Raw genomic sequence first — 20,472 nt, 5'->3', positions numbered from 1 at the left:
CGCTCAGGCCGCCTTCTTCTGCATGTTGGCGACCCACTCGCGCGGGGCCATCGGGAAGCCCAGGCGCTCGCGGCTTTCGTAGTAGCTCTGGGCGACGCTGCGCGCCAGGTTGCGGATGCGGCCGATGTAGGCCGCGCGTTCGGTCACGCTGATCGCGCCGCGCGCGTCCAGCAGGTTGAAGGTGTGCGCCGCCTTGAGCACCTGCTCGTAGGCGGGCAGCGCCAGCTGCTGCTCCATCAGGTACTTCGCCTGCTTCTCGTGCGCGCCGAAGGCGGTGAACAGGAACTCGGCGTCGCTGTGCTCGAAGTTGTACGCCGACTGTTCCACCTCGTTCTGGTGGTACACGTCGCGGTACTTGAGGCCCTCGGTCCATTGCAGGTCGAACACGTTGTCCACGCCCTGCAGGTACATGGCCAGGCGCTCCAGGCCGTAGGTGATCTCGCGGTGATCGGCTTGCAGTCGATGCCGCCCACCTGCTGGAAATAGGTGAACTGGGTGACTTCCATGCCGTTGAGCCAGACCTCCCAGCCTAGGCCCCAGGCGCCCAGCGTCGGGTTCTCCCAGTCGTCCTCGACGAAGCGGATGTCGTTCTTCTTCAGGTCGAAGCCCACGGCTTGCAGCGAACCCAGGTACAGCTCCAGGATGTTGGCCGGCGCCGGCTTGAGCACCACCTGGTACTGGTAGTAGTGCTGCATGCGGTTGGGGTTGTCGCCGTAGCGGCCGTCCTTGGGTCGGCGGCTGGGCTGCACGTAGGCGGCCTTCCAGGGCTCCGGGCCAATCGCGCGCAGGAAGGTCGCGGTGTGCGAGGTCCCGGCGCCGACTTCCATGTCGTAGGGCTGGAGCAGCGCGCAGCCCTGGGCGTCCCAGTACGACTGCAGCTTGAGGATCAATTGCTGGAATGTGAGCATGGTCAGCGGGGCCGCCCTCGGCGCGCCCCGGTTCGGGCGCGGGCCGGCGGCCCGCGGAACCTTCGATTTTAGGGCTGCGGCCAGCGCGGCCTCCCCAGCCACGCGACCAGCGCGGTGCCGAAAGCCACGGCCCACAGCGGCCAGAGGCCGAAACGCGACACCCAGCGGGCGAAGGGCGTGAGCTTCGTGCCCCCACCACCTCCCCGCCAGGACCCCGCGGGTGTGGCGCGGCAGGGAATGCGTCACCTGCCCGAAGCGGTCGATGATGACGGTGGCCCCCGTGTTGGTGGCGCGGATCATGGGCCGCTGGAACTCCAGCGCCCGCATCCGGCTGATGTGCAGGTGCTGGTCGATGGCGACCGTGTTGCCGAACCAGGCGATGTTGCTGAGGTTGACGAAGATCGTCGGGGCCGTGGCCGGATCGGCGAAGCGCGCGCCGAGTTCCTCGCCGAACAGGTCCTCGTAGCAGATGTTGGGCGCCAGCCGCTGACCCTGCCACGTGAACGAGGGCTGGCCGACGTCGCCGCGGTTGAAGTCGCCCAGCGGGATGTTCATCATCCGCGTGAACCACTTGAACAGCGGCGGGATGAACTCGCCGAAGGGCACCAGGTGGTGCTTGTGATAGCGGTAGCTGCCGTCGCCGGTGCTAAATCCCATCACCGAGTTGGTGTAGCCGGCATCGAAGCTGCCCAGGGGAATGCCCAGCAGCGCGGCCCGCGAGCCCTGGGTGAAGGTGTCGCGCAGCGCCTGCAGGTAGCCGTCGGGCAGTTGCGCGGGCAGCAGCGGAATGGCCGTTTCCGGGGCGACCACCAGCTGCGCGTCGCTGTCCTTCAGCATGCGGCCGTACCAGTCCAGCGCGAGCGGGACGCCGGTGCCGCCCTCGAACTTCTCGTCCTGCGGGATGTTTCCCTGCAGCAGCGCCACGCGCAGGCGGGGCCGCCGGCGTCCGGGGCGCCGAGGCGGGACTGCGCATTGCAGGCGGCCAGCAGGCCGGCACTCGCGCCGACGACCAGCCAGTAGCGCCAGGAGCCGCGCACCGGCCGCCGCACCAGCAGGGCCGCGAGCATCGCCAGCCAGGCGGCCACCGCGCCCATGCCATAGACGCCGATCCAGGGCGCCAGTGCCGCCAGCGGACCGTCCACGTGCGCATAGCCGCCGGCTCCCCAGGGGAAACCCGTGAACAGCGTGCCACGCAGCAGTTCGGCCCCGAGCCACAGGCCCGCGAACAGCGCAGCGTCGCGCCCCGGTTTGGCCACGGCGCCCCACCGGTACAGGCCCGCGGCCAGCGCGTAGTACAGCGCGAGGAAGCCGGCCAGCAGCAGCACCGCGAGCGCGGCCAGCGGCGAAGCCAGGCCGCCGTACACGTGCATGGAGATGAACAGCCACCAGAAGGTGGACGTCAGCCAGGCGGTGGCGAAGATCCATCCGGCCAGCGCGGCCTCGCGCCAGCTGGGACTGCGTTGCAGGAGGCCGGCCAGCAGCGCCAGCGACAGCAGCTGCAGCCACCAAAGGGGCTGGCCCCAGCCAGGCCAGGCCAGCGACAGGGCCTGCAGGACGCCTGCCCCGGCCGCGGCCACGGGCGCGGCCCAGCGGAGGGCGCGCGGGCTCAAGCGGAAGTGCCGCTGGCTTCGACGGGCGACACCTTGAACCAGCGCACGGCGCCGCCCTTGGTGTGCAGCACGACGAAGTTCAGGCCGCCGACGGTGGAGGCCTCGCCGCGCTTGGGCACGTGTCCCATGCGGTGCGCGATCAGTCCGCCGACGGTGTCGAAGTCGTCTTCCTCGTCGTCGCTGGCCAGCTTGCACGCCGAAGGCCTCGTTGACGCGTTCGATCGAGGTGTCGCCGCTGACCCGGTAGGTGCGGTCGGCCAGCGCGAAGATGTCGCCCTCGTCCTCGACGATGTCGAATTCGTCCTCGATCTCGCCCACGATCTGCTCCAGCACGTCCTCGATGGTGACCAGGCCGGCCACGCGCCCGAACTCGTCGATGACGATCGCCAGGTGGTTGCGGTTGCCGCGGAATTCGCGCAGCAGGTCGTTCAGCCCCTTGCTTTCCGGGATGAACACCGCGGGGCGCAGCAGCGCGCGCAGGTTCAGCGAGGGCGCCCGCTGCAGCTTCAGCAGGTCCTTGGCCAGCAGGATGCCGATGATGTTCTCTCGGTCGCCCTCGTACACCGGAAAGCGCGAGTGCGCCGTGTCGATGACGACGTTGAGGACCTCGTCGTAGGGCGCATCGATGTTCACCAGGTCCATGCGCGGCGCCGCGACCATCACGTCGCCGGCGGTGAGCTCGGCCATGTTGATGACGCCTTCCAGCATGACCCGGGATTCCGGGCCGATGATGTCGTTGTCCTCGGCGTCGGCAAGCGTCTCGATCAGTTCCGCTTTCGAATCAGGACCCGGGTGGATGAACTCGGCGACCTTCTGGAGGAACGTGCGCTTGTCCTGCTTTTCGTGCGCGGTGCGCGCAGGGTGAGGGTCAGACACAGCCGTGAGGCGGAGTGGAGGGACCCATAGGATAGCGGATTGGCCATGCCCAATGGCTCAGCCGCCCGGCGGAGGCGGGAGAACCGCCGCTAGCGGCCGCTCTTGGAGCGCGCTTCCACCGCGCCGCGCCGGATCTCCTGCACCTGCGCGAGGAAGTCCAGGAAGTTCTTGGCCTGCTGCTTCAGGAGATAGTCGGCCTGAGACATCTGCTCTTCGACCAGTTCGGTGACGCGGCTGTCGAGCGTGGCGGGCGGCAGGCGCAGGTAGGCTTCGGTCTCGCTGCCGGCGCGCTCCAGGGTGGCACCCGCGTTGCGCGCGATCTTGATCATCGCGGTGTTTTCCGAGAGCGCGTGGATGAACATCAGCTCCACGCCCTCATTGCGCGCGTGCATCACCGCGCGCTCGAACAGGCGCGTGCCGTAGCCGCGGCCGCGCGCCTTCTTCAGCACGGAGACGCCGAATTCGCCGCCGGCCGGCGTCCCCGGTTCGTTGGGGATGAAGGCCAGGTGCGCCATGGCGATCAGTTCCAGGCGCCGGTTGAAGATGCCGAAGATGTCGTCGCGCTCGAAATCGAGGTGGTCGACGTAGCGGTGGATCTGCTCGTCGTTCGCGCTGTAGCCGAAGCGCAGGTACCGGTCCTGCTCGTCCAGCGCCAGCAGGTGCGCGAGGATGCGGCTGCGGTGTCCGGCGCCCAGGGATCGGATCGGGACGACGCGCGAATGCGGGTCGTCGTGCTTCGGTTCTTCCATGCACGAACTGTAAGGGTTTTCCCGTAAATCTCCAGAGGACAGACCTCTAAAAGCGACATCCGTCTGCTCTGAATCAGATGCAATGTGCAACGCTTCACACGACGTGCTACAAGTATCTCGGCGTTTGCGCCAGCTCAAACAGATGTCGAGCCCTCCACGCGTCTTTCCCTTCACACGGGCCACCAAGGTCATCGCGGTGGCCGACGTGGTGGAGTCGGTCCGGCTGATGGAGCTGGGCGAGCACGAATTCATCACCCGCTGGCACCAGTTCGTGAATTTCGTGCAGGAGCACGTGGTGCTCTACTCCGGTCGGCTGCACAAGAGCCTGGGCGACGGGCTGATGCTGGAGTTCGCCGACGCCCCCGGTTGCGTGCGGGCCGCCCTGGCCATGCAGGCCTGGTTCCACGACCTCAACCAGGGCCTGCCCAGCGAGGAGCACGTTCACCTGCGCATCGGCGCGCACGTCGCGGACTTCCTCGCCGACCAGTACGACATCTACGGCACCGACGTGAACGTGGCGGCGCGCATCGCCTCGCTCGCCGGTCCGGGCGAAGTGGTGATCTCCGCGGCCCTGCGCGACCGGCTGGCCGGCGCGCTGGCCCTGCACCTGGAGGACCTGGGACGCTGCCACCTCAAGCACGTCAAGCAGCCGGTGCACGCCTTCCGCATCGGCCAGGCACGGGAGGCGCCGGTGCTTTCGGCCCAGCCGGTGGACACGCGCGGCCTGCGCGTGGCGGTGGCGGTGCTGCCCTTCGCGTCGCGCAGCGAGCCCGCGTCCGAGTCCGGCGGCGAGACGCTGGCCGACGAACTGGTCACCGCGCTCAGCCGCAGCGACGTGCTGCAGGTCGTCTCCCGCATGAGCACCGCGCCGCTGGACGCGAGCCGCGACTCGCTGCACACGGTGTCGAGCGAGGTCGGCGCACGCTACGTGCTCACCGGCCGCGCGCGCCCGCGCGCCGGTGCGCTCGTGATGCACGCGGAGCTCGCCGAAGCGGACAGTGGCGACGTCGTCTGGGCCGACAGCTTCCATCCCGCCGCGGACGCACAGGGGCTGCTGGATGGCGCCCTGCTCTCCCAGGTCGTGACCGCGGTGCATGGCGCGGTGATCGAACGCGAACTGAAGTCGGTGGGCGGCCGGCCGCTGCCCTCGGTCGAAGGCGCCCGCCTGCTGCTGGCGTCCGTGGGATTGATGCACAGGCTGTCGCCCGTGGACATGGCGACGGCGCGCGGGATGCTGGAGCACCTGCTGGAACGCTGGCGGCGCCACCCCGTGACGCACGCCTGGCTGGGACACCTGCACGTGCTGCGCGTGCAGCAGTCGCTGCCCGGCTTCACGCGGCAGGACGAGGCCCTGGCCCGCGCCCATGCCGCGGCCGCCGTCCAGGCGGATTCGAGCGCAGTGCTCGCCCTGGCCATGGACGGACACGCGTGCGTGCACTGCGCGAGCAACATGGAGGCGGCGGGCGAGCGCTTCGCGCAGGCCCTGAGCCTGCGCCCCCGGCATTCGCTCGCGCTCCTGTTCCAGGCGGAGTGGCTGGCACTGCGCGGCTCCGGCCGCGCCGCGCGCCTTGCCGCACTCCAGGCCACGCACGGCCTGTCGCTGGAGCCGATGCGCTACCTGTACGACGCGGTCGCCGCGCTGGCGGCACTGGCCGACCGGGACGCGGAACAGGCGCTGGTGCTCGCGCAACAGTCGGTGCAGCGCAATCCGCGCTACCTGCCTGCCTTGCGCACGCTGGTCGTCGCCCAGGTGGAGAACGAGCGAATCGGGGATGCACGCGCCACGCAGCAGCAGCTGTTCAGAAGCAGCCGGCCTTCAGCGTCCGCACCTTCACGGGGGCGACATCGATGGAGGAGGGGCTGCAGGCGCGCTTTGCACGGGCGCTCGCGCGCGCGGGCGTGCCGGAAACCTGAGGCAGGCTACCAGCGCGCCGGCAGCTTCTTCTTGAGCGTGATGCGCTTGATGCCCAGTTCGACGTAGCCACCCTTTTCCAGGTCCTTCAGCAGGCGGCTGACCATTTCGCGCGATGCGCCCACGCGGCTGGCGATCTGCTGGTGCGTGATCTGCGTGAGCTGCACCGGAGCCTGCATGCTGGCAGGGCCCTGTTCGCCTTCGAGGGTGTGGATCACGCGGCCGTACACGTCGAGCAGCGCCATCTGCCGCGCCGTCTCGGTGGCGGAGCGCGCGCGCCGGATCACCTGCGTGACCAGGTGCATGGCAAATGCAGGTTCCTCGGCCAGGTGCTGCTGCACCGCGGCGCGCGAGAGCAGGGCGCACAGGCAGGGTTCCAGCGTCATGACGGAAGCGGAGCGTGGGCCGCCGTCGAGGGACATCTCGCCGAAATAGTCGCCCGCCACGATGGTGCCGTAGGTGATCTCGCGGCCGTTCTCGTCGGTGGCGTACACCTTCACCTCGCCTTGCAGCAGCACGAACAGGAGTCCCCCGGTTCGCCCTCGTTCAGGACGATGGTGTTCTTGCGATAGCTTCGCACGATGCCCTTGGCGGCCAGCCGCCCGACGGCGGGCTCGAGCCGGGCGATCAACCTGTCCTGCTCCATCACTGTCCGGGACACGTTCATGGCGTCCTTCCCCCTTGGAAAAACTCTAGCATGGCGATGCGCAAGGCCCAAGAGGGGTTGCTAATGCACCGGCTCCTGCAGGTGCGCCGCGCCGATGGGCGGAAGCACCGCCACCTGTCCGACCAGCGTCCGCACGCCGTTCGAGTGCGTCTTGGTGCACATGCTGCGAACGTGGCTGCGCACGGTGGAGACCGCGACGTTCAGCTGGCGCGCCACCTCGGGGGCTGAATAGCCCTGGCACAGGATGCCCAGCACCTGTTCCTCCGACGGCGTCAGTCCGTGCGTGCGTGCGAAGAAACAGAGCATCACCGGGTCACACACGGTCGCGCGGGAAAAGACCAGCGCCACCGACGGGGCAGGATGGCCCCGCTCGGAGCGCAGGGGGACGACCGCGATGCTCAGGCGCTTGCGCGCCGGCGAGCGGAGCGCGATCAGGCTGCGACGGCCGGTCTCCGCCTTGGCCAGCGCCTGCACCAGGATCTTCGACTGGGCGGCATCGGCGGTCTGCAGGTGGCCTTCATGCACGGACAGGGTCTGGCGCAGCGCGAGTTCGTGCCGGGCGGCGTGGTTGGCATGCAGCAGTTGCCCCTTGACGGATGCGAGCAGCACGCCGTGCGCGAGTTCGTCCATTACCAGCGACAGCCCGTGCGCCGGGCCCTCGAGCATCCCGGCGATGAAGGCGGCGCTGCGTGCGCTTTCCAAGGCTGCATCCATGTGTTCCCCCTCCGGCAAAGTCCAGCCAGCTTAGGAACGCGGCCATCACGGCCGTTAGCGCTTTTCCAAAGCCGATCCGGTGACGGATTCACCTTGACGCGCGGTCAGCTGCGGGCAATGAGCTCAAGGCAGGCCTGCCGGACCTCGGGGTGGAAGGCCAGTGCGACGTGCGCCTGCCCGGGGACGAAGCGGTTGTCCGCCGTCGCCAGCGTGGCGGTCGACGCCGGGAAGACGACGTTGTCGCAATTCGAGAACCAGCAGGTGGTGGCGGGCAGCGGCAGGCGTTCCTCGTCCAGCGCCAGTTGCCGCACCCACTGGCTGTCCAGTTGCATCTGCCGGCCGTTGATCCTGCGGCTGAACCGGGCCAGCCAGGTACCGCCGTGCGGCGTTCCGATGGTGACCAGGTGCGCGATGCGCCGGCGTCCACCGACCGTGCGCCACCAGGCGCGAGCAGCCAGGCCTCCCATGCTGTGGCAGACGAGCACGGGCGGACGTCCGGTCAGCCGGCTGATGCGGTCCACGGCTTCGTCGATCGTTGCGGCGTACTCGGTGATGGAGGCGAACACCGGCTCCAGGTTGACGGCGGCGCAGGCGTGGCCACCATCGCGCAGGTCCTGCATCCATGCGTTCCAGAAGCCGCGGTTGCACATGAAGCCGTGCACCAGCACGACGCCGGTGCGGCCGGCGCACGCGGGGTCCAGGTGGTCCGGCACGCGCCGCCAGCGAAAGGGCTGGCGCCAGCAGAAGGTCTGGAAGAAGTGCGCGGTTTCGGACAGCCAGGCGCCCGCGAGCTGGCCGACGCTGGGAGGCGGAGCCGCATGCGAGTTTCCGACCCGCGAGACGATCACGAACTCGATGGCCAGCACTGCCGGGGCGATGAACAGGATCAGCGCTGCTCCCCCAGGGCCTGCAGCGGCGAGGCATTCCAGCGCCAGGCCAGCCAGGCGAGCGCCAGCGCGAGCTGGGCGAGACAGGCGACCTGCAGCAGTCGCGCGAGGCTGGATCGGCTCGGCATCCCAGCCAGTATCCCACGCGTGCCGGCGGCCTCGCGAAGGGGCGCTAGACTTGGCACGACGCATGAATACAGCGCAAACCATCCGCGAGTCCGTCGCCGAGGTCGAGCGATTGCGGGAAGAAAGCCGCCTGGTGCCGGCCATCGGCGCCGCCGTCGTGCGGCTCAAGCGCTTCCAGGCCCGGCGCTTTGCCGGCACCTACGCGGACCTGCTGGCTTCGCAGTCGTACGCGGCGGCCGCGCGCTTCTTCCTCGAGGAGCTGTACAGCGAACGCGACTACGGTGACCGCGATGCCCAGTTCGCCCGCATCGCCGGCGCCGTGGAGAAGCTGTTCCCGCGCGACGTGGCGGACACCGCCGCCACCCTCGCCAGGCTGCACGCCCTCACGGAGTCGCTCGATCACGGCATGGCGCGCATCGAACCGCTCGACGGCCACGACGACGTCGACGGCTACGTGCGGGCCTGGAAAGCGATCGGGCGCCGCGAGGATAGACAGCGCCAGCTCGAAACGGTCGTGGCGGTGGGCGCCGAGATGACGCGGCTGACGCGGCTGCCCGGCATCCGCATGATGCTGAAGATGATGCGCGGGCCGGCCTCCGCCGCCGGCATGAGCTCGCTGCAGCGCTTCCTGGAGGCGGGATTCGACACCTTCGCGGAGGTGGCCAAGCAGCGCGGCGGCGCCGAGCGCTTCCTGGAGATCATCCGCGAGCGGGAGCAGCACCTGGTGGACCTGCTGTTCGACGCCGACCTTGTCGCTTGCGAGACCGAACTGCGCAGCATCCTAGGACAAGCCCGCTAACCGGCGGCGCCATTGCTGCAGAGAATCGCGCCCGAAGGAGCGTTGAATGGAGCAGAAGCCCTGGCTGAGGAGCTACCCGCAAGGAGTTCCCCACGAGATCGACCCGGACCAGTACACCTCGCTGACGCAACTGCTGGAAGAGTCCTTCCGCAAGCATGCCGACCGGCCCTTCTCCGTCTGCATGGAGCGGTGGATGTCGTACCGCCAGCTGGACGAACTTTCGAAATCACTGGGGGCCTGGTTGCAGTCCCGCGGCCTGGAGCCCGGCGCGCGGGTGGCGATCATGCTGCCGAACGTGCCGCAGTTCGCGGTTGCGATGGCTGCCGTGCTGCGCGCGGGCTATACCTGCGTCAACGTCAACCCGCTGTACACCGCCCGCGAGCTGGAGCACCAGCTGAAGGACTCGGGCGCCACGGCGCTGATCATCCTGGAGAACTTCTGCCACACCCTGGAAGAGGCGCTGCCGCACACCGGCGTGCGCCACGTGGTCGTCACCGCCATGGGCGACCTGCTGGGGACGGTGTACGGGCAGTGGATCACGTTCGCGGTGCGGCACGTGGCGAAAATGGTCCCGGCGTACCGGCTGTCGCTGGCGGACGGGCGCACGGTGACGCCGTTCCCGGTGGCCGTGTCCGAAGGGTCGCAGCGCAACCTGCAGCCCACGCAGCAGACGCTGGACTCGATCGCATTCCTGCAATACACGGGCGGGACCACCGGGCTGTCCAAGGGCGCCGTCCTCACGCACCGCAATGTGGTCGCCGCGATCCTGCAGGCGGAGGCCTGGTTCCATCCCGCGCTGAATCGCGTGGGCGACGTAAGCCGCACCAACAGCATCGCGGCGCTGCCCCTGTATCACATCTTCGCGCTGACGCTGTGCTTCCTGGCGATCCGTTCCGGCGCGCACATGACGCTGGTGCCCAATCCGCGCGACATCGGCAAGTTCGTGGAGGTGCTCAAGAAGCGCCCCTTCCACATGCTGCCGGCCGTCAATACGCTGTTCAATGCGCTGCTGCAGCATCCGCAGTTCCGATCGGTGGACTTCTCGCAGCTGTATGTGTCGCAAGCCGGCGGCATGGCGGCGTCCGCGGGCACCGCACGCCAGTGGCGCCAGACCACGGGCTGCGTGATGGTCGAAGGCTGGGGCATGAGCGAGACCTGCGCAATCGGCACGAACAATCCGCTCGACGCCACCGACTTCTCCGGCACCATCGGCCTGCCCCTGCCGAGCATCGACGTGGCGATCAAGGACGACGCGGGCAGGTCGCTGCCGATCGGCGAACGCGGCGAGATCTGCATCAAGGGCCCGAACGTGACGCCGGGCTACTACGACAAGCCGGAGGAGAACGCGAAGGCCTTTACCCCGGACGGGTACCTTCGCACGGGCGACATCGGCGAGATGGATGCGCGCGGCTACACGCGCATCGTCGACCGCAAGAAGGACATGATCCTGGTCAGCGGCTTCAACGTGTATCCGAACGAGCTGGAGAACGTCATCTCGCTCTGCCCGGGCGTGGTCGAATGCGCAGCGATCGGCATCCCCGACGAGAAACAGGGCGAGGCGATCAAGGTGTTCGTGGTGAAGAACGACCCGACGCTGACCGAAGAAGGCGTCGCCAGCCACTGCCGGCAGAACCTGACCGGCTACAAGATGCCCAAGTACATCGAGTTCCGGGACGAGCTGCCGAAGTCCAACGTCGGCAAGATCCTGCGGCGCGAGCTGCGCGCTGCGGACTGAGTCCGTATGGGATACCAGGCGATGCTGCCGCCCGGCGTGGTGGTTCTCGAACGGGGCTGGCTGTCATCCAACAACATCGTGATCCGCGGACGCAGCGGCGCAGCGGTCGTCGACAGTGGCTACTGCACGCATGCGGAGCAGACGGTGGAGCTGGTCGCCCACGCGGCCGGGGATCGCACGCCGCAAACGCTGGTGAACACGCACTTGCACAGCGACCATTGCGGCGGCAACGCCGCGCTGCAGTCGCGCTGGCCGGGGCTGCGTACCTTGATCCCGCCTGGACTCGCTGCCGCGGTGCGGAACTGGGACGAAGTGGCGCTCACTTTCGTGCCAACAGGGCAGCGCTGCCCGCGGTTCGACTTCCAGGAAACGCTGCGGCCGGGCGAGGCGATCGCTTTGGGGGATTTGTCCTGGGAGGTGCATGCAGCGCCAGGACACGATCAGCATTCTGTGATCCTGTTCGAGCCCACCTCCCGCACGCTGATTTCAGCGGATGCCCTGTGGCAGAACGGTTTCGGGATCGTGTTCCAGGAGCTCGAGGGAGAGCGGGCCTTCGACGAAGTCGCGGCCACGCTGGACCTGATCGAAGGACTGGAGCCGCAGGTGGTGCTTCCCGGGCACGGCGCACCCTTCGTCGACGTGGCCGCTGCCTTGGGTCGGGCCCGCAGCAGGCTGGAGGCGTACGCTCGCGGTCCAGCGCGCCATGCCTCCCATGCGGCCAAGGTGCTGCTGAAGTTCAAGCTGCTGGAGATTCAGCAGGTGACGGTCGCCGACTTCGTGGCCTGGGCGGAAAGCACGGCCTATTTCGGCTTGGTGTGGCGCCGCTGGTTTTCCGGCACGCCGGAGGCGTCGTGGATTGCCTCCTTGCTGGAGGACTTGGTCCGCAGCGGCGCGGCACGGATCGAAAATGGGATGCTGGCCAACGACTGAGCGACTGTGGCTGCACAGGCGTTGCGATCGGACGCACCAAAACAAAAGGCCCGGCATTTCTGCCGGGCCTTCGTCGCTATAACAGCCTGACGATGTCCTACTTTCACACGGGAACCCGCACTATCATCGGCGCAGAGGCGTTTCACTGTCCTGTTCGGGATGGGAAGGAGTGGGACCACCTCGCTATGGTCATCAGGCATAACTTTTTGCCATCTTGCTTTGCGGGCAAGACAGCCAATTCATAGAGTCTTATCAGCTGCAGCGCTGGGCGCGCTGCGGTATCTTGATTGCGTTCAACCCTGGCATAACACCTTGATCTCTTGATCAAAGTTATAGGGTCAAGCCGCACGAGCAATTAGTACTGGTTAGCTTAACGCATTGCTGCGCTTCCACACCCAGCCTATCAACGTCCTGGTCTAGAACGACTCTTCAGGGGCTCGAGGCCCCGGCAGATCTCATCTTGAAACGAGTTTCCCGCTTAGATGCTTTCAGCGGTTATCTCTTCCGCACTTAGCTACCCTGCAATGCCACTGGCGTGACAACAGGTACACCAGAGGTGCGTCCACTCCGGTCCTCTCGTACTAGGAGCAGGCTTCCTCAAATCTGCAGCGCCCACGGAAGATAGGGACCAAACTGTCTCACGACGTTTTAAACCCAGCTCACGTACCTCTTTAAATGGCGAACAGCCATACCCTTGGGACCGGCTACAGCCCCAGGATGAGATGAGCCGACATCGAGGTGCCAAACACCGCCGTCGATATGAACTCTTGGGCGGTATCAGCCTGTTATCCCCAGAGTACCTTTTATCCGTTGAGCGATGGCCCTTCCATACAGAACCACCGGATCACTATGTCCTGCTTTCGCATCTGCTCGACTTGTCAGTCTCGCAGTTAAGCACGCTTATGCCATTGCACTATCGTCACGATGTCCGACCGTAACTAGCGTACCTTCGAACTCCTCCGTTACGCTTTGGGAGGAGACCGCCCCAGTCAAACTGCCTACCATGCACTGTCCCCGACCCGGATAACGGGTCTAGGTTAGAACCTCAAACGCACCAGGGTGGTATTTCAACGTTGGCTCCACCGAATCTAGCGACCCGGCTTCAAAGCCTCCCACCTATCCTACACAGATCCGTTCAAAGTCCAATACAAAGCTACAGTAAAGGTTCATGGGGTCTTTCCGTCTTTCCGCGGGGAGATTGCATCATCACAAACATTTCAACTTCGCTGAGTCTCGGGAGGAGACAGTGTGGCCATCGTTACGCCATTCGTGCAGGTCGGAACTTACCCGACAAGGAATTTCGCTACCTTAGGACCGTTATAGTTACGGCCGCCGTTTACTGGGACTTCGATCAAGAGCTTGCACCCCATCACTTAATCTTCCAGCACCGGGCAGGCGTCACACCCTATACGTCCACTTTCGTGTTTGCAGAGTGCTGTGTTTTTATTAAACAGTCGCAGCCACCGATTTTTTGCAACCTCATTGGGCTCCATCCGCGAGGGACTTCACCTACTAAAGGCACACCTTCTTCCGAAGTTACGGTGTCAATTTGCCGAGTTCCTTCTCCCGAGTTCTCTCAAGCGCCTGAGAATACTCATCTCGCGCACCAGTGTCGGTTTGCGGTACGGTCGTGTGTAGCTGAAGCTTAGTGGCTTTTCCTGGAAGCAGGGTATCACTCACTTCGGCGGCAAGCCGCCTCGTTATCACCCCTCATCTAAGCCCGGCGGATTTACCTACCAGGCACGACTACAGGCTTGAACCGGGACATCCAACACCCGGCTGAGTTAACCTTCTCCGTCCCCACATCGCACTACACATCGGTACAGGAATATTGACCTGTTTCCCATCAGCTACGCATCTCTGCCTCGCCTTAGGGGCCGACTCACTCTACGCCGATGAACGTTGCGTAGAAAACCTTGCGCTTACGGCGAGCGGGCTTTTCACCCGCTTTAACGCTACTCATGTCAGCATTCGCACTTCTGATACCTCCAGCATCCCTCTCGAGACACCTTCACAGGCTTACAGAACGCTCTCCTACCACTTGCACTTGCGTGCAAATCCGCAGCTTCGGTAACTGGCTTAGCCCCGTTACATCTTCCGCGCAGGACGACTCGATCAGTGAGCTATTACGCTTTCTTTAAATGATGGCTGCTTCTAAGCCAACATCCTGACTGTTTTAGCCTTCCCACTTCGTTTCCCACTTAGCCAATTTTAGGGACCTTAGCTGGCGGTCTGGGTTGTTTCCCTCTTGAGTCCGGACGTTAGCACCCGGTGCTCTGTCTCCCGCGCTGTACTCTTCGGTATTCGGAGTTTGCCTTGGTTTGGTAAGTCGCCATGACCCCCTAGCCAAAACAGTGCTCTACCCCCGAAGGTAATACGCGAGGCACTACCTAAATAGTTTTCGGAGAGAACCAGCTATTTCCAAGTTTGTTTAGCCTTTCACCCCTATCCACAGCTCATCCGCTAGTTTTGCAACACTAGTCGGTTCGGACCTCCAGTACCTGTTACGGCACCTTCATCCTGGCCATGGATAGATCACTTGGTTTCGGGTCTACACCCAGCGACTGGACGCCCTGTTCGGACTCGGTTTCCCTGCGGCTACCCTATTCGGTTAACCTTGCCACTGAATGTAAGTCGCTGACCCATTATACAAAAGGTACGCAGTCACCCTTGCGGGCTCCTACTTTTTGTAAGCATGCGGTTTCAGGATCTATTTCACTCCCCTCCCGGGGTTCTTTTCGCCTTTCCCTCACGGTACTAGTTCACTATCGGTCGATTACGAGTATTTAGCCTTGGAGGATGGTCCCCCATCTTCAGACAGGATTTCACGTGTCCCGCCCTACTTTTCGCTAGCTTAGTACCACACAGATCTTTTCGCGTACGGGGCTATCACCCTCTGTAGCGCACCTTTCCAGGTCCTTCCGCTAAGTTCTGTGCTATCACTAGCAGGCTCTTCCGATTTCGCTCGCCACTACTTTCGGAATCTCGGTTGATGTCTTTTCCTCGAGCTACTGAGATGTTTCAGTTCACCCGGTTCGCCTCGCATGACTATGTATTCATCATGCGATACCTCTTGCGAGGTGGGTTTCCCCATTCGGAAATCTCCGGATCAAAGCTTATTTGCCAGCTCCCCGAAGCTTATCGCAGGCTATCACGTCCTTCGTCGCCTGTAATCGCCAAGGCATCCACCACATGCTCTTATTCACTTGACCCTATAACTTTGACCCCTCTCACGAGGATTCGAAAGCCCATCAAGGAATCGCGAGGTCTTTCACCTCGCGCGTTATGCCGTCTTCATACTTTCGGTTTGATCCGAAATTGAAGTCTGGTTGACGCAATCAAAAAATTGTCATTGGCGGCACGGTCTGCACTAAACCTTTACGAATGTGCAGTTTCCGCCAACAACGCTGATTCGACTCTATGAATTGTTAAAGAACAGCCGATTGACTTGCAGCAGATGCCGCAGTCAACAACAAAGCAGCCTGGCGTGGCGCCAAGCCGCTTTGGTGTTGAACTCTTGTCCGATGATGGTGATGGTGGAGGATGACGGGATCGAACCGACGACCCCCTGCTTGCAAAGCAGGTGCTCTCCCAGCTGAGCTAATCCCCCAGGAATCCGCTTTGCCGGAGATGGTGGGTCTGGTTGGTCTCGAACCAACGACCCCCGCCTTATCAAGACGGTGCTCTAACCAACTGAGCTACAGACCCAGGCCGGTCGCTAAAACGAGCTTTTGACGTCGCTGGCGACATCTTCCAACAACCGATAAGTGTGAGCGCCTGAATTGGACTGCTAGTATTTCCAGAAAGGAGGTGATCCAGCCGCACCTTCCGATACGGCTACCTTGTTACGACTTCACCCCAGTCACGAACCCTGCCGTGGTAATCGCCCTCCTTGCGGTTAGGCTAACTACTTCTGGCAGAACCCGCTCCCATGGTGTGACGGGCGGTGTGTACAAGACCCGGGAACGTATTCACCGCGACATGCTGATCCGCGATTACTAGCGATTCCGACTTCACGCAGTCGAGTTGCAGACTACGATCCGGACTACGACTGGTTTTATGGGATTAGCTCCCCCTCGCGGGTTGGCAACCCTCTGTACCAGCCATTGTATGACGTGTGTAGCCCTACCCATAAGGGCCATGAGGACTTGACGTCATCCCCACCTTCCTCCGGTTTGTCACCGGCAGTCTCATTAGAGTGCCCTTTCGTAGCAACTAATGACAAGGGTTGCGCTCGTTGCGGGACTTAACCCAACATCTCACGACACGAGCTGACGACAGCCATGCAGCACCTGTGTTCTGGCTCCCTTTCGGGCACTTTCACATCTCTGCGAAATTCCAGACATGTCAAGGGTAGGTAAGGTTTTTCGCGTTGCATCGAATTAAACCACATCATCCACCGCTTGTGCGGGTCCCCGTCAATTCCTTTGAGTTTCAACCTTGCGGCCGTACTCCCCAGGCGGTCAACTTCACGCGTTAGCTTCGTTACTGATCCAGTGAAGGACCAACAACCAGTTGACATCGTTTAGGGCGTGGACTACCAGGGTATCTAATCCTGTTTGCTCCCCACGCTTTCGTGCATGAGCGTCAGTACAGGTCCAGGGGATTGCCTTCGCCATCGGTGTTCCTCCGCATATCTACGCATTTCACTGCTACACGCGGAATTCCATCCCCCTCTACCGTACTCTAGCTATGCAGTCACAAATGCAGTTCCCAGGTTAAGCCCGGGGATTTCACACCTGTCTTACATAACCGCCTGCGCACGCTTTACGCCCAGTAATTCCGATTAACGCTTGCACCCTACGTATTACCGCGGCTGCTGGCACGTAGTTAGCCGGTGCTTATTCTTACGGTACCGTCATGAGCCCGAGGTATTAACTCAGGCCTTTTCGTTCCGTACAAAAGCAGTTTACAACCCGAGGGCCTTCATCCTGCACGCGGAATGGCTGGATCAGGCTTGCGCCCATTGTCCAAAATTCCCCACTGCTGCCTCCCGTAGGAGTCTGGGCCGTGTCTCAGTCCCAGTGTGGCTGGTCGTCCTCTCAGACCAGCTACAGATCGTCGGCTTGGTGAGCCTTTACCCCACCAACTACCTAATCTGCCATCGGCCGCTCCAATCGCGCGAGGTCTTGCGATCCCCCGCTTTCAACCAGAGTTCGTATGCGGTATTAGCGTAGCTTTCGCTACGTTATCCCCCACGACTGGGCACGTTCCGATGTATTACTCACCCGTTCGCCACTCGCCACCAGGGTTGCCCCCGTGCTGCCGTTCGACTTGCATGTGTAAAGCATTCCGCCAGCGTTCAATCTGAGCCAGGATCAAACTCTATAGTTCGATCTTGAAAATTTGCTCAATAGGAATCGAAGTGAACTTCACTTCTCTTCTTCATATGAGCGTTTGATTTGTTCCGAAGAACTTGGCAGTCGCCATCAAACGCCCACGCTTATCGGCTGTATATTTTTAACGAACCCCGCAAGATCTTCCGGCTTTGCGCCTTCCCTTCTTGCCAACCCCGCTGCGATCAGCGAAGCCCTCGATTATGACAGATTTTGTAGAGTCCCGTCAAACTCTGTGGTCTCTGCCGCTTCGCTTACCGCCTGCCGTGCAGTTTACGGGTCACGATGTCGGTGAAGACTCACATTCTAGCACACTCGTCGCGTTCTCATCAAGGCTCGACCTGATCGGGATCAAGGAGCACTGATGAAAACGCCCCGTCCGAAGACGGGGCGCCTCAAATAACAGCCTGACGATGTCCTACTTTCACACGGGAACCCGCACTATCATCGGCGCAGAGGCGTTTCACTGTCCTGTTCGGGATGGGAAGGAGTGGGACCACCTCGCTATGGTCATCAGGCATAACTTTTTGCCATCTTGCTTTGCGGGCAAGACAGCCAATTCATAGAGTCTTATCAGCTGCAGCGCTGGGCGCGCTGCGGTATCTTGATTGCGTTCAACCCTGGCATAACACCTTGATCTCTTGATCAAAGTTATAGGGTCAAGCCGCACGAGCAATTAGTACTGGTTAGCTTAACGCATTGCTGCGCTTCCACACCCAGCCTATCAACGTCCTGGTCTAGAACGACTCTTCAGGGGGCTCGAGGCCCCGGCAGATCTCATCTTGAAACGAGTTTCCCGCTTAGATGCTTTCAGCGGTTATCTCTTCCGCACTTAGCTACCCTGCAATGCCACTGGCGTGACAACAGGTACACCAGAGGTGCGTCCACTCCGGTCCTCTCGTACTAGGAGCAGGCTTCCTCAAATCTGCAGCGCCCACGGAAGATAGGGACCAAACTGTCTCACGACGTTTTAAACCCAGCTCACGTACCTCTTTAAATGGCGAACAGCCATACCCTTGGGACCGGCTACAGCCCCAGGATGAGATGAGCCGACATCGAGGTGCCAAACACCGCCGTCGATATGAACTCTTGGGCGGTATCAGCCTGTTATCCCCAGAGTACCTTTTATCCGTTGAGCGATGGCCCTTCCATACAGAACCACCGGATCACTATGTCCTGCTTTCGCATCTGCTCGACTTGTCAGTCTCGCAGTTAAGCACGCTTATGCCATTGCACTATCGTCACGATGTCCGACCGTAACTAGCGTACCTTCGAACTCCTCCGTTACGCTTTGGGAGGAGACCGCCCCAGTCAAACTGCCTACCATGCACTGTCCCCGACCCGGATAACGGGTCTAGGTTAGAACCTCAAACGCACCAGGGTGGTATTTCAACGTTGGCTCCACCGAATCTAGCGACCCGGCTTCAAAGCCTCCCACCTATCCTACACAGATCCGTTCAAAGTCCAATACAAAGCTACAGTAAAGGTTCATGGGGTCTTTCCGTCTTTCCGCGGGGAGATTGCATCATCACAAACATTTCAACTTCGCTGAGTCTCGGGAGGAGACAGTGTGGCCATCGTTACGCCATTCGTGCAGGTCGGAACTTACCCGACAAGGAATTTCGCTACCTTAGGACCGTTATAGTTACGGCCGCCGTTTACTGGGACTTCGATCAAGAGCTTGCACCCCATCACTTAATCTTCCAGCACCGGGCAGGCGTCACACCCTATACGTCCACTTTCGTGTTTGCAGAGTGCTGTGTTTTTATTAAACAGTCGCAGCCACCGATTTTTGCAACCTCATTGGGCTCCATCCGCGAGGGACTTCACCTACTAAAGGCACACCTTCTTCCGAAGTTACGGTGTCAATTTGCCGAGTTCCTTCTCCCGAGTTCTCTCAAGCGCCTGAGAATACTCATCTCGCGCACCAGTGTCGGTTTGCGGTACGGTCGTGTGTAGCTGAAGCTTAGTGGCTTTTCCTGGAAGCAGGGTATCACTCACTTCGGCGGCAAGCCGCCTCGTTATCACCCCTCATCTAAGCCCGGCGGATTTACCTACCAGGCACGACTACAGGCTTGAACCGGGACATCCAACACCCGGCTGAGTTAACCTTCTCCGTCCCCACATCGCACTACACATCGGTACAGGAATATTGACCTGTTTCCCATCAGCTACGCATCTCTGCCTCGCCTTAGGGGGGCGACTCACTCTACGCCGATGAACGTTGCGTAGAAAACCTTGCGCTTACGGCGAGCGGGCTTTTCACCCGCTTTAACGCTACTCATGTCAGCATTCGCACTTCTGATACCTCCAGCATCCCTCTCGAGACACCTTCACAGGCTTACAGAACGCTCTCCTACCACTTGCACTTGCGTGCAAATCCGCAGCTTCGGTAACTGGCTTAGCCCCGTTACATCTTCCGCGCAGGACGACTCGATCAGTGAGCTATTACGCTTTCTTTAAATGATGGCTGCTTCTAAGCCAACATCCTGACTGTTTTAGCCTTCCCACTTCGTTTCCCACTTAGCCAATTTTAGGGACCTTAGCTGGCGGTCTGGGTTGTTTCCCTCTTGAGTCCGGACGTTAGCACCCGGTGCTCTGTCTCCCGCGCTGTACTCTTCGGTATTCGGAGTTTGCCTTGGTTTGGTAAGTCGCCATGACCCCTAGCCAAAACAGTGCTCTACCCCGAAGGTAATACGCGAGGCACTACCTAAATAGTTTTCGGAGAGAACCAGCTATTTCCAAGTTTGTTTAGCCTTTCACCCCTATCCACAGCTCATCCGCTAGTTTTGCAACACTAGTCGGTTCGGACCTCCAGTACCTGTTACGGCACCTTCATCCTGGCCATGGATAGATCACTTGGTTTCGGGTCTACACCCAGCGACTGGACGCCCTGTTCGGACTCGGTTTCCCTGCGGCTACCCTATTCGGTTAACCTTGCCACTGAATGTAAGTCGCTGACCCATTATACAAAAGGTACGCAGTCACCCTTGCGGGCTCCTACTTTTTGTAAGCATGCGGTTTCAGGATCTATTTCACTCCCCTCCCGGGGTTCTTTTCGCCTTTCCCTCACGGTACTAGTTCACTATCGGTCGATTACGAGTATTTAGCCTTGGAGGATGGTCCCCCATCTTCAGACAGGATTTCACGTGTCCCGCCCTACTTTTCGCTAGCTTAGTACCACACAGATCTTTTCGCGTACGGGGCTATCACCCTCTGTAGC

10 protein-coding genes, 2 tRNA genes, 5 rRNA genes and 3 pseudogenes (1 of these 20 only partly in view) are annotated in these 20,472 nt (G+C 62.1%); 4 read left to right on the top strand and 16 right to left on the bottom strand.

The window, feature by feature from the left end:
- Positions 1 to 3 precede the first annotated feature (3 nt).
- The 4 genes and pseudogenes from glyQ to HK415_RS21630 all read right to left on the bottom strand — a co-directional run.
- A pseudogene (glyQ, locus tag HK415_RS21645) lies at positions 4 to 839 on the bottom strand (glycine--tRNA ligase subunit alpha); the annotation flags it as partial.
- A gap of 137 nt (positions 840 to 976) precedes the next feature.
- Positions 977 to 2,518 (bottom strand): annotated as a pseudogene (gene lnt / locus HK415_RS21640) (apolipoprotein N-acyltransferase).
- Positions 2,515 to 3,394: pseudogene (locus HK415_RS21635) on the bottom strand (CorC family transporter). The pseudogenes lnt and HK415_RS21635 overlap by 4 nt, the downstream one beginning before the upstream one ends.
- Positions 3,395 to 3,483: 89 nt before the next feature.
- Positions 3,484 to 4,143, bottom strand: coding sequence for a GNAT family N-acetyltransferase (locus HK415_RS21630; protein WP_171562800.1), 660 nt, complete (start codon positions 4,141 to 4,143; stop codon positions 3,484 to 3,486).
- A gap of 196 nt (positions 4,144 to 4,339) precedes the next feature.
- On the opposite strand from HK415_RS21630, the gene HK415_RS21625 reads away from it, so the two are divergent.
- Positions 4,340 to 6,124, top strand: coding sequence for an adenylate/guanylate cyclase domain-containing protein (locus HK415_RS21625; RefSeq protein ID WP_171562798.1), 1,785 nt, complete (start codon positions 4,340 to 4,342; stop codon positions 6,122 to 6,124).
- Here the strand turns inward: HK415_RS21625 and HK415_RS21620 are convergent.
- The 5 genes from HK415_RS21620 to HK415_RS26680 form a co-directional block, all read right to left on the bottom strand.
- Positions 6,064 to 6,573, bottom strand: a complete 510-nt coding sequence (locus HK415_RS21620) for a Crp/Fnr family transcriptional regulator (protein WP_309246787.1) — start codon at positions 6,571 to 6,573, stop codon at positions 6,064 to 6,066. The genes HK415_RS21625 and HK415_RS21620 overlap by 61 nt on opposite strands.
- Positions 6,552 to 6,722, bottom strand: a complete 171-nt coding sequence (locus HK415_RS25695) for a hypothetical protein (RefSeq protein WP_253261984.1) — start codon at positions 6,720 to 6,722, stop codon at positions 6,552 to 6,554. The genes HK415_RS21620 and HK415_RS25695 overlap by 22 nt, the downstream gene beginning before the upstream one ends.
- A gap of 60 nt (positions 6,723 to 6,782) precedes the next feature.
- Positions 6,783 to 7,424 (bottom strand): helix-turn-helix transcriptional regulator, encoded by a 642-nt coding sequence (locus HK415_RS21615; protein ID WP_253261983.1) that lies wholly within the window; start codon positions 7,422 to 7,424, stop codon positions 6,783 to 6,785.
- A gap of 116 nt (positions 7,425 to 7,540) precedes the next feature.
- Positions 7,541 to 8,302: an esterase/lipase family protein gene (locus HK415_RS21610; RefSeq protein ID WP_309246786.1), complete on the bottom strand. Its 762-nt coding sequence runs from the start codon at positions 8,300 to 8,302 to the stop codon at positions 7,541 to 7,543.
- Between the two features lie 20 nt (positions 8,303 to 8,322).
- Entirely contained in the window at positions 8,323 to 8,451 is a 129-nt protein-coding gene (locus HK415_RS26680) for a hypothetical protein (protein WP_309246785.1), read from the bottom strand.
- Positions 8,452 to 8,513: 62 nt separating this feature from the next.
- Between HK415_RS26680 and HK415_RS21605 the strand changes: the two genes are divergently transcribed.
- Genes HK415_RS21605 through HK415_RS21595 form a run of 3 tightly spaced genes read left to right on the top strand, consistent with a single transcriptional unit; the run spans position 8,514 to position 11,913 of the window.
- On the top strand, positions 8,514 to 9,248 hold the full coding sequence (locus HK415_RS21605) for an FFLEELY motif protein (protein ID WP_171562794.1): 735 nt from the start codon (positions 8,514 to 8,516) through the stop codon (positions 9,246 to 9,248).
- 46 nt (positions 9,249 to 9,294) lie between these two features.
- Positions 9,295 to 10,983, top strand: coding sequence for an AMP-binding protein (locus HK415_RS21600; protein WP_171562792.1), 1,689 nt, complete (start codon positions 9,295 to 9,297; stop codon positions 10,981 to 10,983).
- A 6-nt stretch (positions 10,984 to 10,989) separates the two neighbouring features.
- Complete coding sequence (locus tag HK415_RS21595; protein ID WP_171562790.1) at positions 10,990 to 11,913, top strand: MBL fold metallo-hydrolase; 924 nt, start codon at positions 10,990 to 10,992, stop codon at positions 11,911 to 11,913.
- An 84-nt stretch (positions 11,914 to 11,997) separates the two neighbouring features.
- On the opposite strand, the gene rrf (HK415_RS21590) is transcribed toward HK415_RS21595, so the two are convergent.
- The 7 genes from rrf (HK415_RS21590) to HK415_RS21560 form a co-directional block, all read right to left on the bottom strand.
- A 5S ribosomal RNA gene (gene rrf, locus HK415_RS21590) occupies positions 11,998 to 12,110 on the bottom strand.
- A 137-nt stretch (positions 12,111 to 12,247) separates the two neighbouring features.
- Positions 12,248 to 15,125, bottom strand: a 23S ribosomal RNA gene (locus HK415_RS21585).
- A 322-nt stretch (positions 15,126 to 15,447) separates the two neighbouring features.
- Positions 15,448 to 15,523 (bottom strand) — tRNA-Ala (locus tag HK415_RS21580).
- 21 nt (positions 15,524 to 15,544) lie between these two features.
- Positions 15,545 to 15,621, bottom strand: a tRNA-Ile gene (locus tag HK415_RS21575).
- A gap of 95 nt (positions 15,622 to 15,716) precedes the next feature.
- Positions 15,717 to 17,247: ribosomal RNA gene (locus tag HK415_RS21570) — 16S ribosomal RNA — on the bottom strand.
- A 407-nt stretch (positions 17,248 to 17,654) separates the two neighbouring features.
- Positions 17,655 to 17,767 (bottom strand): 5S ribosomal RNA (gene rrf, locus HK415_RS21565).
- A 137-nt stretch (positions 17,768 to 17,904) separates the two neighbouring features.
- Positions 17,905 to 20,472, bottom strand: a 23S ribosomal RNA gene (locus HK415_RS21560) (it continues 309 nt past the right edge of the window).
- Together the 16S, 23S and 5S rRNA genes with 2 tRNA genes alongside form the textbook arrangement of a ribosomal RNA operon.

This window comes from Ramlibacter montanisoli (assembly GCF_013087525.1).
Taxonomy (GTDB): domain Bacteria; phylum Pseudomonadota; class Gammaproteobacteria; order Burkholderiales; family Burkholderiaceae_C; genus Ramlibacter; species Ramlibacter montanisoli.
Note: the sequence above shows the minus strand (reverse complement) of the source record. Positions and strands in the feature narration are given on the sequence as shown.

Coding starts and splice junctions, on each gene's coding strand:
- HK415_RS21630 (WP_171562800.1), bottom strand. CDS start 4,143: ATGGAAGAACCGAAGCACGACGACCCGCATTCGCGCGTCGTCCCGATC.
- HK415_RS25695 (WP_253261984.1), bottom strand. CDS start 6,722: ATGAACGTGTCCCGGACAGTGATGGAGCAGGACAGGTTGATCGCCCGG.
- HK415_RS26680 (WP_309246785.1), bottom strand. CDS start 8,451: ATGCCGAGCCGATCCAGCCTCGCGCGACTGCTGCAGGTCGCCTGTCTC.
- HK415_RS21605 (WP_171562794.1), top strand. CDS start 8,514: ATGAATACAGCGCAAACCATCCGCGAGTCCGTCGCCGAGGTCGAGCGA.
- HK415_RS21600 (WP_171562792.1), top strand. CDS start 9,295: ATGGAGCAGAAGCCCTGGCTGAGGAGCTACCCGCAAGGAGTTCCCCAC.
- HK415_RS21595 (WP_171562790.1), top strand. CDS start 10,990: ATGGGATACCAGGCGATGCTGCCGCCCGGCGTGGTGGTTCTCGAACGG.